Raw genomic sequence first — 370 nt, 5'->3', positions numbered from 1 at the left:
TAGAGAACTCAGAAACAGGCAGAATAGCTGTAATGCGTTCACCTTCTTCTAGAGGAAGAATGTTAACGATAGGCTTACCACGAGCAGTACGACTTGCTAATGGTAGTTGGTAAACTTTCAGACGGTATGTCTTACCACGCGTAGAGAAACATAGGATGTTGTCGTGAGTGTTAGCAACAAGCAGACGCTCAATGTAATCCTCATCTTTCATCTTAGTTGCACTCTTACCTTTACCACCTCGGCGCTGAGCTTCGTAGTCGCTTAAGATTTGGTACTTGACGTAACCTGCATTAGAAAGCGTTACTACAACGTCTTCTTGAGCGATTAGCTCTTCCATGTCAATATCGTGAACCGCTGCTGTGATTTCTGT

Annotated in this window: 1 protein-coding gene; it reads right to left on the bottom strand. The window is 43.8% G+C overall.

Annotated features, from left to right (window positions below; translation table 11 throughout):
• Window positions 1-370, bottom strand: a 370-nt coding sequence (locus A3712_RS16980) for a DNA gyrase C-terminal beta-propeller domain-containing protein (RefSeq protein WP_331710904.1), incomplete at both ends; no start/stop codon positions are given.

This window comes from Vibrio sp. HI00D65, from assembly GCF_001635455.1.
In the GTDB taxonomy this organism is placed as follows: Bacteria; Pseudomonadota; Gammaproteobacteria; order Enterobacterales; family Vibrionaceae; genus Vibrio.
This window is presented reverse-complemented; position numbering and strand designations above follow the sequence as displayed.